At 39.0% G+C, this 11101-nt stretch carries 11 protein-coding genes, 1 rRNA gene and 1 riboswitch; all 12 genes read left to right on the top strand.

Annotation, left to right across the window (positions count from 1 at the left end):
* Positions 1-93, top strand: a 5S ribosomal RNA gene (gene rrf / locus ACMZ42_RS24810); the annotation flags it as partial.
* Between the two features lie 177 nt (positions 94-270).
* Entirely contained in the window at positions 271-669 is a 399-nt protein-coding gene (locus ACMZ42_RS24805) for a hypothetical protein (protein ID WP_415733131.1), read from the top strand.
* 221 nt (positions 670-890) lie between these two features.
* Entirely contained in the window at positions 891-1799 is a 909-nt protein-coding gene (locus ACMZ42_RS24800; protein WP_415733130.1) for an alpha/beta fold hydrolase, read from the top strand.
* Between the two features lie 382 nt (positions 1800-2181).
* Positions 2182-2376, top strand: coding sequence for an NETI motif-containing protein (locus tag ACMZ42_RS24795; protein ID WP_370079153.1), 195 nt, complete (start codon positions 2182-2184; stop codon positions 2374-2376).
* A 92-nt stretch (positions 2377-2468) separates the two neighbouring features.
* Positions 2469-2567: riboswitch (purine riboswitch) on the top strand.
* Positions 2568-2756: 189 nt separating this feature from the next.
* Positions 2757-3245: a 5-(carboxyamino)imidazole ribonucleotide mutase gene (gene purE, locus ACMZ42_RS24790; RefSeq protein ID WP_370079155.1), complete on the top strand. Its 489-nt coding sequence runs from the start codon at positions 2757-2759 to the stop codon at positions 3243-3245.
* Positions 3242-4366 carry a 5-(carboxyamino)imidazole ribonucleotide synthase gene (gene purK, locus ACMZ42_RS24785; protein ID WP_370079157.1) on the top strand — a complete coding sequence of 375 codons (1125 nt, stop codon included), beginning with the start codon at positions 3242-3244 and terminating at the stop codon, positions 4364-4366. Before purE ends, purK begins: the two co-directional genes overlap by 4 nt.
* A gap of 13 nt (positions 4367-4379) precedes the next feature.
* Entirely contained in the window at positions 4380-5675 is a 1296-nt protein-coding gene (gene purB, locus ACMZ42_RS24780; protein ID WP_402871332.1) for an adenylosuccinate lyase, read from the top strand.
* A 97-nt stretch (positions 5676-5772) separates the two neighbouring features.
* Entirely contained in the window at positions 5773-6483 is a 711-nt protein-coding gene (purC, locus tag ACMZ42_RS24775; RefSeq protein WP_370079161.1) for a phosphoribosylaminoimidazolesuccinocarboxamide synthase, read from the top strand.
* Positions 6484-6485: 2 nt separating this feature from the next.
* Positions 6486-6734 carry a phosphoribosylformylglycinamidine synthase subunit PurS gene (gene purS, locus ACMZ42_RS24770; RefSeq protein WP_079562648.1) on the top strand — a complete coding sequence of 83 codons (249 nt, stop codon included), beginning with the start codon at positions 6486-6488 and terminating at the stop codon, positions 6732-6734.
* Between the two features lie 2 nt (positions 6735-6736).
* Positions 6737-7420, top strand: a complete 684-nt coding sequence (gene purQ / locus ACMZ42_RS24765; protein ID WP_337988657.1) for a phosphoribosylformylglycinamidine synthase subunit PurQ — start codon at positions 6737-6739, stop codon at positions 7418-7420.
* Entirely contained in the window at positions 7407-9641 is a 2235-nt protein-coding gene (purL, locus tag ACMZ42_RS24760; protein WP_415733129.1) for a phosphoribosylformylglycinamidine synthase subunit PurL, read from the top strand. The genes purQ and purL overlap by 14 nt, the downstream gene beginning before the upstream one ends.
* Complete coding sequence (gene purF / locus ACMZ42_RS24755; RefSeq protein ID WP_370079167.1) at positions 9617-11041, top strand: amidophosphoribosyltransferase; 1425 nt, start codon at positions 9617-9619, stop codon at positions 11039-11041. The genes purL and purF overlap by 25 nt, the downstream gene beginning before the upstream one ends.
* Positions 11042-11101: the final 60 nt, after the last annotated feature.

Here is an 11101-nt window from a genome sequence, read left to right as displayed (position 1 = left end):
CACACCCGTTCCCATACCGAACACGGAAGTTAAGCTCTTTAGCGCCGATGGTAGTTGGGGGCTTCCCCCTGTGAGAGTAGGACGTCGCTAGGCACTTAAAAAGTCGAGGATTTATTCCTCGGCTTTTTTTGTTTTATAACATAATAAAAAAAGGCTCTTTTCGAAAAGATTGTTGCTATTCAACTAACGGTGCAGTTTAGTTCAAGAAGGAGTACAATGATTTTAGGAGAGAATATTTATTCAAATGGAAACATGGGGGAACTGTGATTTATGGATAAAACTGAAGAACTTTTAAAAATTTTCGATTTAGTACCTAAGATAGATTTTGTGGATAGAATCAGAAATTTATTAAAAGAAGAAATAGAGAATGAATCATCGGAAGATAATGAATACTTAAAAACACTATGTATTCAATTATTTGCTTTAGGATGTGTTGACGATACTCTGTTAATTTGGAGAGCAAAGGAAAAGGACTTTGATACACATTGTAATATTGATGTTCAACTATTATGTGGTGCAGGATTGGAAAAGACACTGGGTTATCTCAATAAAATTGATACTTTAGAGGCAAAGAAAGAACTAAGCTATTTACAGAAATGTAAAGAAGATTTTGAGGATTTTAATGTAGAAAAAGTTCTGAATTTTTACAAAAAATATTACGGAATTTAGGAATGTGTGTATAAGGTCATTATAATTCCTTGTTGAACTCCCATGAAAGAACGAAATAATCTTTCATTCTCTGTGGTGTATCGCTGGTTTTTGCCCTACATGGATGGCTAACGGGTGCTTTACTTGAAGATCATTGAGTTGCATAGGCAGCTCTTTTTTCTTCATAAACTAACGGCACAGGATAGTTAAACAATATAATTAATTGATATTTAAACAAAGAGGTGAGTAAAATTAGTCAATTTTTAATAATAAATCAAAATAAGATTGAGATACTTCAAAAAGGGCAAAATGGTACACCAATAATTATCCTTACAGGAATGGGTTGTTCATTCGATGAATGGTATGAAGTGGCAGAGTTATTAAGTAAAACAAATAGAGTTATAATGTTCCATAGACCAGGGCTAGGCGAAAGTGAAATTCATAACGAAGTCCGTAATACACAAACAGTCGTAAACGAAGTAAAAGAGATGATACATTTACTTAAATTATCTGAACCCGTAGTATTAGTTGGTCATTCCTATGGTGGGTTATGTGTACAACATTTTGTGAAAAAGCATCCTGAAAAGGTTGCTGGAATAGTATTAGTAGATTCAACTTCTGTTGATTTAAAGGTTTTAGATGACTTGAATTTACCTGTTCTGAATGAAGGAGCAACCGATGAATTTTGGATGGAAAAATGTCGTTCTTATTCTCAAATGAAAAGGGAAGAATTAAGAGAAGTTATTAACCCTACTCTAACAAAAGAACAAAAGCTACTCCCGAATGATATTCAAAAACGCTTAATAAATTTCCGGATAAACCCTACTCTATATAAAGCAATGTATTCTGAAATTAGCAACTGGAAGAGGGACGGAGATATTATAAAGAATTTGGTGGTATACCCTGATATACCTTTAATTGTTATTAGCCGAGATAAAGAGCATAACATTAAGTTAGGTACTATGGAAGGTTTATCAGAGTGGGAGTTAAGGTTATTTGAAGAAAAGTGGCAAGAACTTATTATGAATCAAGTTAATCTTACTTCAAATAGTAAATATATAATCGCACAAGGAGCCAGTCATTCAATACATATTGATAGACCTGATATTATAGTTCAATCAATTAATAAAATAAATTCCTTCCTCAACTAGCGGTTGCTTTAGTTGAAGAAGGATTTACGAAAAATCAAAATATAAAGATCAAGTTAATCTACAAAATGTGCAGGATTAACTTGGTCTTTATGTATTAACAGCAACAATCTATCCGCTTAACCGAGAGTCCCCCCATAAGTGAACCCATAATTGCTATATACTACCCCATCGATAACCCCATATGCCGCTACGTTGCACTACCTTTCGAGCAAAAAAAAGCTGCTGCCCCCAGAAAAGCACCCAGTCGAAACAGAAATCAACCCTACGATAGGGTGAAGAGCATTTCATTAATAAATCATACATACTAAATGAAGGATCTCAAGGTATAATGAAACTCATAAGAGGAAAAATTATTGGATACAAGATCGAAAGGAAGAAAGATTTGGGAAAAAAACAAATTTGGTATGAAGTAGAAGAAAATGAATCAATTGAAGATTGTTTGGCAAGAATGCGTCGAGATGGTTATATGGCAGTGGGAAGAAAAGAAGAACCGGTTTTTCACTTAGTCAATGGAGAACCAACGTATTTACGTCAAAAAATACAATTTAAAGCGATGTTATGGCAAGATTCCGAGTAAATTTCACTTAAATCCGAACGTTTATAAACTACTAAAATAAAATGTTCGCATTTCTAGTTGACTATAATGGAATGACTTGTTAAAATATGAGAAGGAAAAACAAATAAATCCCACATATATGCTAGAGGATTGGCTCTAGTGTCTCTACCCGGCACCGTAAATGCTGGACTATGCGGGAAAGCACTTTTGGTATGTTACGGGAAGGTGTATGTGCAGAAATGTACATTTGCATATTCTTTTCATAATGAGTCCTCAAGTAAACTGCTTTCACGTGTATGGTAGGGAGTAGTTTATTTGAGGATTTTCTTTGTTATAAAAAGTAAAGAATGTAGCTATAAAATATTTGATCATTTTTCTAACGTTAAGAAGGAGCGACAATCATGAATCCGAAAATCGGTGTCATTATGGGGAGTTCAAGTGACTGGGAAACAATGAAACATGCATGTGATATTTTAGATGAATTACAGGTACCGTATGAGAAAAAAGTTGTATCTGCACATCGTACGCCTGATTTAATGTTTGAGTATGCAGAATCAGCACGTGAGCGAGGTATTCAAGTAATTATTGCTGGTGCAGGTGGAGCTGCGCATTTACCTGGAATGGTAGCGGCTAAAACAACGTTACCGGTAATCGGTGTACCTGTGCAATCCCGTGCTCTTAACGGTCTTGATTCTTTATTATCAATCGTTCAAATGCCTGGTGGTGTACCTGTAGCAACAGTAGCGATTGGCAAAGCGGGAGCGACGAATGCAGGCTTGCTAGCAGCGCAAATTTTATCGACAACAGATGTAGAGCTTGCTAATAAACTAGATGCTAGACGTGAAGCCACAAAGCAACAAGTACTGGAAAGCACAGGTGACTTAGTGTGACAAAGATAATTTATCCCGGGCAGACGATAGGTATTATCGGAGGAGGTCAGCTTGGCCGTATGATGGCGCTTGCTGCTAAAGAAGCAGGCTTTAAAATCGCCGTTCTTGAACCATCAATGGATTCACCAGGTGGACAGGTTGCGGATGTACGTATTGTAGCCCCATATGATGATGAGGCAGCTTTAGAAGAACTTGCCGAGGTAAGTGACGTTATAACGTATGAATTTGAAAATATCGATTATGAAGGCTTAAAACGTTTAACACAAATGGCTTACGTCCCACAAGGAGCAGAGCTAGTACGCATCACACAAGACCGTGTGACTGAGAAAGAAGCGATTGTGAACGCAGGTTGTCCGGTAGCCCCTTATTTGGTTGTAAATACATATGAAGAATTACTAGCCAATATCGATAGGATTAGTTATCCTTGTATAGTCAAAACAGCAAGAGGTGGCTATGATGGCAAGGGGCAGCAGCTTTTAAAATCTGCAGAAGACCTACCGTTAGCAAAAGAGCTTTTCTCTCATTCACAATGTATTGTTGAGGGATTTGTACCTTTCGTTAAAGAGGTGTCTGTCATTGTTCAAAGAAACGGTAATGGTGAATCATATTGTCAGCCAGTTGGAGAAAATATTCATGTGCATCATATTTTACATGAAACGATCGTACCAGCTCGTATAAAAGAGGAAACATCACTGACTGCAGAGCGAGAAGCCTTGAAAATTGCTGATTATCTAAATTTAGTAGGGACATTAGCTGTAGAAATGTTTGTATTAGAAGATGGTGGAATCATTATTAATGAATTAGCACCAAGACCTCATAATTCAGGTCACTATTCTATAGAAGCATGTAACGTTTCACAGTTCCATCAACATATACGTGCAGTTTGTGGTTGGCCATTATGTAAACCACAACTTTGGGCACCATCTATTATGATAAATGTTTTAGGGCAGCATGTCGTGCCACTTAGTAACTCAATTGCTAAATATCCTGAATGGTCTATACATCTTTATGGGAAAGCTGAAGCTAAGGTGAACCGTAAGATGGGCCACGTAACGATTATGACAAAAAACTTAGAAGAAACACTACAACAAATCGAGAGTTCTGGCATTTGGTCAGAATAGAAGGAGAAACGCAATGATCGAACGTTACACAAGACCCGAAATGGGCGCAATTTGGACAGAACAAAATAAATATCAAGCTTGGCTAGAAGTTGAAATTTTAGCATGTGAGGCTTGGGCAGAAATTGGAGACATTCCGAAAGAGGATGTAGCTAAGATTCGTGAAAATGCTTCATTTGATGTAAATCGTATTTTAGAGATTGAAAAAGAAACACGTCATGATGTTGTAGCATTTACTCGTGCCGTTTCTGAGACGCTTGGTGAAGAGCGAAAATGGGTGCACTATGGTTTAACTTCTACGGACGTAGTTGATACAGCTCTTTCTTATATAATTAAACAAGCGAATGATATTTTACGCAAAGACATCGTGAATTTCATTGATATTATTGCAGCAAAAGCGAAAGAGCATAAGCATACGGTTATGATGGGACGTACACATGGTGTTCATGCTGAGCCAACAACTTTCGGCTTAAAACTAGGTTTATGGTATGAAGAAATGAAGCGTAACCTAGAACGCTTTGATGCTGCGGCAAAAGTAATTGAAACAGGAAAAATGTCTGGAGCAGTTGGAACATATGCCAATATCGATCCTAAAGTTGAGCAATATGTATGCGATAAATTAGGACTTACAGCATCACCTATTTCAACTCAAACATTACAACGTGATCGACATGCTCAATATTTAGGTGCGTTGGCATTAATCGCAACATCAATTGAGAAATTTGCAACAGAGATTCGCGGCTTGCAAAAATCTGAAACGCGTGAAGTTGAGGAAGCATTTGCAAAAGGTCAAAAAGGCTCGTCAGCGATGCCTCATAAACGTAACCCAATCGGGTCTGAAAACATGGTTGGTATGTCACGTTTAATGCGTGGCTATATGGTAACGGCTTATGAAAACGTAGCATTATGGCATGAGCGTGATATTTCACATTCATCTGCAGAGCGCGTTATTTTACCGGATGCAACGATTACACTTAACTATATGTTAAATCGCTTCGGTAACATTGTGAAAAACTTAACAGTATTCCCTGAAAACATGAAACGTAATATGGGTCGCACTTTTGGTTTAATTTACTCTCAACGTATCCTATTAGCACTTATCGATAAAGGGTTAGTGCGTGAGGAAGCGTATGATACAGTACAACCTTTAGCGATGCAGGCGTGGGACGAGCAAGTTCAGTTCCGTACGTTAGTCGATGCAAGTGAAAAAATTACATCGTATTTAACGAAAGAAGAGTTAGATGATTGCTTTGACTACAACTACCATTTACAGCATGTAGATATGATTTTTGAGCGTCTTGGACTTAACTAAGTAGAGTCACTAGCGGATGTTACAGAATTGAATCGTTACGTACGATTCAATTCTGAACAATACGCGTGTATTTCATAATATCAGGGGGAGTAACGAAATGACTACAGGTCAACTTTTGTATGAAGGTAAAGCAAAAAAATTGTATACAACAGAGGAGCCAAATGTGTTACTCGTTGAATACAAGGATAGTGCAACAGCATTTAATGGTGAGAAAAAAGAAGAAATTGAAGGTAAAGGCGTATTAAACAATCGCATTACCTCTCTAATTTTCGAAAAATTACAAGCAAACGGAATTGCGTCACATTTCGTAAAACAATTATCTGATACGCAGCAGCTTGTAAAAAAGGTAGATATTATTCCAATAGAGGTCGTAGTTCGTAATATAGCAGCAGGTAGCTTAGCGAAACGTCTTGGCTTTGAGGAAGGTACACCATTAAAACGCCCAATCGTTGAGTTTTATTATAAAGACGATGAACTAGGCGACCCGCTCATTACTACGGAGCATATTGACGTACTTGATCTTGCGACACCTGAGGAAGTGACAGCCATTTATGATGGTGCACTTGTAGTGAACAAAGTGTTGCAGCCACTATTTGCAGATGTCAACGTTACACTAATTGACTTTAAATTAGAGTTCGGACGCGATGATGATGGAAATGTACTACTGGCAGATGAAATATCACCAGATACATGCAGACTTTGGGATGCAACTACAAAGCAAAAGTTAGACAAAGATGTCTTTCGTAGAGACCTTGGTAATTTAACAGAAGTTTATACTATTATACTTTCTAGACTCGGAGGCAAATAACAATGAAAAAAGTTAAAATTTACGTGACATTACGTGAGAGCATTCTTGATCCACAAGGTTCAGCTGTACAAGGTTCTTTAGTGAAAATGGGTTACGCTGAAGTAGAAGATTTACGTATCGGTAAATATCTTGAACTAGCAATTAAAGATACAGAACGTGATATTGATACTCTAGTAAAAGAAATGTGTGAAAAGGTTTTAACTAACGTTGTAATCGAAGACTATCGCTACGAAGTCGAGGAGGCTAACTAATCATGAAATTCGCAGTACTCGTTTTCCCTGGGTCAAACTGTGATATCGATATGTATCATGCGATTAAAGACGAGCTAGGTGAAGAAGTAGAATATGTATGGCATACAGCAACAGATTTAAGTGGCTTTGATGGCATTTTAGTACCAGGAGGCTTCTCATACGGGGATTATCTTCGCTGTGGTGCGATGGCCAACCAATCTAATATTATGGCAGAGGTTAAGAAGGCAGCGGATGCTGGTAAGCCGGTATTAGGAGTATGTAATGGCTTCCAAATCTTAACTGAAGCAGGTTTATTACCAGGTGCATTACTTCGTAACAAAAATTTGAAATTCATGTGTCGTACAATCCAGCTTAAAGTTGAAAACAATAATACATTATTCACAAATCAATATGAGCAAGGCCAAATAATCAATATTCCAATCGCACATGGTGAAGGTAACTACTACTGTGACGAGGAAACTTTACAACAATTAAAAGATAACAATCAAATCGTGTTTACATACTCAGGCGAAAATCCAAACGGTTCTTTAGAAGATATCGCGGGGATTATAAACGAGCGCGGCAATGTACTAGGTATGATGCCTCACCCAGAGCGAGCTGTTGATGCACTGGTGGGCGGAGCAGACGGTCTAGCAGTATTTAAATCAATTGTGAAGCAGTGGAGGGAAAATCATGTCAACAACTAAGTTTGAGCCAACAGCACAGCAAATTAAAGATCAAAAATTATACGCTGGTATGGGGATGTCAGACGAAGAATTTGCAATGGTAGAAGGTATTTTAGGACGTCTACCAAACTGGACAGAGACAGGTCTTTTCTCAGTAATGTGGTCTGAGCACTGCTCATACAAAAATTCTAAACCAGTATTACGTAAATTCCCTACAAAGGGTCCACAAGTTTTACAAGGTCCAGGTGAAGGTGCTGGTATCGTAGATATTGGTGACGAACAAGCAGTTGTATTTAAAATGGAATCACATAACCACCCATCAGCAATTGAGCCTTATCAAGGTGCTGCTACAGGAGTTGGTGGTATTATCCGTGACGTTTTCTCAATGGGTGCACGTCCAATTGCGATGCTAAACTCATTACGCTTTGGCGAATTAAAATCAGCGCGTGGTAAATATTTATTTGAAGAAGTAGTTGCTGGTATCGCAGGTTACGGTAACTGTATCGGGATTCCTACAGTAGGTGGCGAAATTCAATTCGATCCTTGCTATGAAGGCAACCCACTTGTGAATGCAATGTGTGTAGGTTTAATCGACCACAAAGATATTCAACGTGGAATCGCGGCTGGTGTAGGGAATACAGTCATGTATGTGGGAGCTAAAACAGGTCGTGACGGTATCCATGGTGCAACATTTGCATCTGAAGAGTTAACAGAAGAATCTGATAACCAACGTCCAGCAGTACAAGTAGGAGATCCATTTATGGAGAAACTTTTACTTGAAGCATGTTTAGAAGTTGTAAAATCTGACGCGCTAGTAGGTATTCAAGATATGGGTGCTGCTGGTCTTACTTCTTCATCAGCAGAAATGGCTTCTAAAGCTGGCTCTGGTGTAGAAATGAACTTAGACTTAGTACCTCAACGTGAGACAGGCATGACAGCATATGAAATGATGTTATCTGAATCTCAGGAGCGTATGCTACTTGTTGTGAAAAAAGGTCGCGAAGATGAAATTAAAGCGATTTTCGATAAATATGATTTAGATGCTGTGGCAATTGGTCGCGTGACGGATGATAAAATGCTACGCCTATTACATAATGGTGAAGTTGTAGCTGAAGTACTTGCTGATGCACTTGCAGAAGATGCGCCAGTTTATCATAAACCATCTGCAGAGCCTGCTTACTATGCTGAGTTCCAAGCGATGGAAAACACAGAACCAGTGGTAACAGATTACAAAGAAACATTAAATGCACTTTTAAAAGCACCAACAGTTGCTTCAAAAGAGTGGGTTTACGATCAATATGATTATCAAGTACGTACATCAACAGTCGTTGCACCAGGTTCTGATGCAGCAGTGATTCGCGTCCGCGGTACGAACAAAGGTTTAGCGATGACTACTGACTGTAACTCTCGTTATATTTTCCTAGATCCAGAGGTTGGCGGTGCCATTGCTGTAGCAGAGGCGGCTCGTAATATCGTAGCATCTGGTGGTACACCATTAGCGATTACTGACTGCTTAAACTTCGGTAATCCTGAGAAACCAGAAATCTTCTGGCAAATTGAAAAATCAGCTGATGGTATTTCAGCCGCTTGTACAGCATTGAATTCACCAGTAATCGGCGGTAACGTATCTCTTTATAACGAGCGTTCTGGCGAAGCGGTTTACCCAACACCAACAATCGGTATGGTTGGACTAATTGAAGATTTAGCTCATGTGACAACTCAAGAAGTAAAAGCTGCTGGTGATGTAGTATTTGTGATCGGCGATACAAAAACTGAGTTCGGTGGTTCGGAGCTTCAAAAATTATTAAATAATGGGGTTATTTCAGGGAAAGCACCAGCTATTGACCTACAAATTGAAGCTGCACGTCAAGAAGCATTGCTTAAAGCGATTAAAGCTGGAATCGTACAATCTGCACATGATGTAGCAGAAGGTGGTCTTGCAGTTGCGCTTGCTGAAACAACATTTGGCGCAAATGGCTTAGGTCTTGATGTGACATTAACAGGCTCTGCTACAACAGCATTATTCAGTGAAACACAATCTCGCTTCGTTGTAACAGTGAAAGAAGAAAATGCAGCTGCATTTGTAGAAATTGTAAAAGACGCAATGAAAATCGGTGTCGTAACAAACGATGCGCTTGTTAAAATCAACGGTGACAACGGTGTGCTTGTAGAAGGTACAGTGGAGGAATTCCGTTCTAATTGGAAAGGAGCAATCCCATGCTTGCTGAACTCAGAGGCTTAAACGAAGAATGTGGGGTGTTTGGTATTTGGGGCAACTCAAATCCAGCACACCTTAGTTATTACGGGCTTCATGCTCTTCAACACCGTGGCCAAGAAGGTGCTGGGATCGTCGTTTCTGACGGTCAGCATCTTCGCGCGGTGAAAGGCGAAGGACTAGTTAATGATGTTTTCAACGAAGAGAAATTAAAGGCAGTGGACGGAAAAGCAGCAATTGCCCATGTCCGTTATACGACTGCTGGAGGTGGCGGTATTGAAAATGTACAGCCGTTATTATTCCACTCCTCAACTGGTAGCCTTTCAATTGCTCATAACGGTAATTTAGTCAATGCAACGCACTTAAAACAGTACTTAGAGCGTCAAGGGAGTATTTTCCATTCTAGCTCCGATACTGAAGTGTTAGCGCATCTTATTAAGAAAAGCTCGCATTCACCATTCCGTGCGAAGGTGAAAAATGCCCTATCTTTATTAAAGGGTGCGTATTCGTTCTTAATTATGACTAAAGATGAAATGCTTGTTGCACGTGATCCACATGGTTTACGTCCATTATCTCTTGGGAAGCTAGGAGATGGTTGGGTTGTAGCCTCTGAAACTTGTGCATTTGATTTAATAGGTGCAGAATTTGTTCGATCTGTTGAACCTGGTGAGTTATTAATTATTAACGATGAGGGTGTAAAATCTGATCGTTTTGTAGATATGGATAAACGTGCAATGTGCGCGATGGAGTACGTTTATTTAGCACGTCCTGATTCTGATATTGATGGTATTAATGTCCACATGGCGCGTAAACGTATGGGTAAACAGCTTGCTCGTGAATGTGCACATATTGAAGCTGATGTTGTAACAGGTGTGCCTGATTCAAGTATTTCAGCAGCAATCGGCTTTGCAGAGGAAAGTGGCATTCCGTATGAGCTAGGTCTTATTAAAAATCGTTATGTAGGTCGTACATTTATCCAGCCGACACAGGAACTACGTGAACGCGGTGTGAAAATGAAGCTTTCTCCAGTTGTTCAAGTCGTAAAAGGTAAACGAGTGGTGATGGTGGATGATTCAATCGTTCGCGGTACAACTTCACGACGTATTGTAAAAATGTTAAAAGATGCAGGGGCAGCAGAAGTTCATGTTGTGATTTCTTCGCCACCTATGACGGATCCTTGCTATTATGGCATCGATACTTCCACACATGAAGAATTGATTGCATCTAGCCACAATGTAGATGAAATACGTGATGTTATAGGAGCTGATTCACTAACATTCCTTTCCGTTGAAGGTATGGTGGAGACGATTGCAAGACCATATGAAGATGAAAACCGTGGATTATGCCTAGCATGCTTTACAGGTAAATATCCAACAGAAATTTTCCCAGATACAATCTTACCGCATGAAAAAGAACTATTACGTTAAGAAAAACATCTAAAGACGTCTAGCGATGATGACGAATCTAGATTCAGATGTGCCAAGGCG

Source organism: Lysinibacillus sp. NPDC056185 (assembly GCF_047737915.1).
Classification (GTDB): Bacteria; Bacillota; Bacilli; order Bacillales_A; family Planococcaceae; genus Lysinibacillus.
Note: the sequence above shows the minus strand (reverse complement) of the source record. Positions and strands in the feature narration are given on the sequence as shown.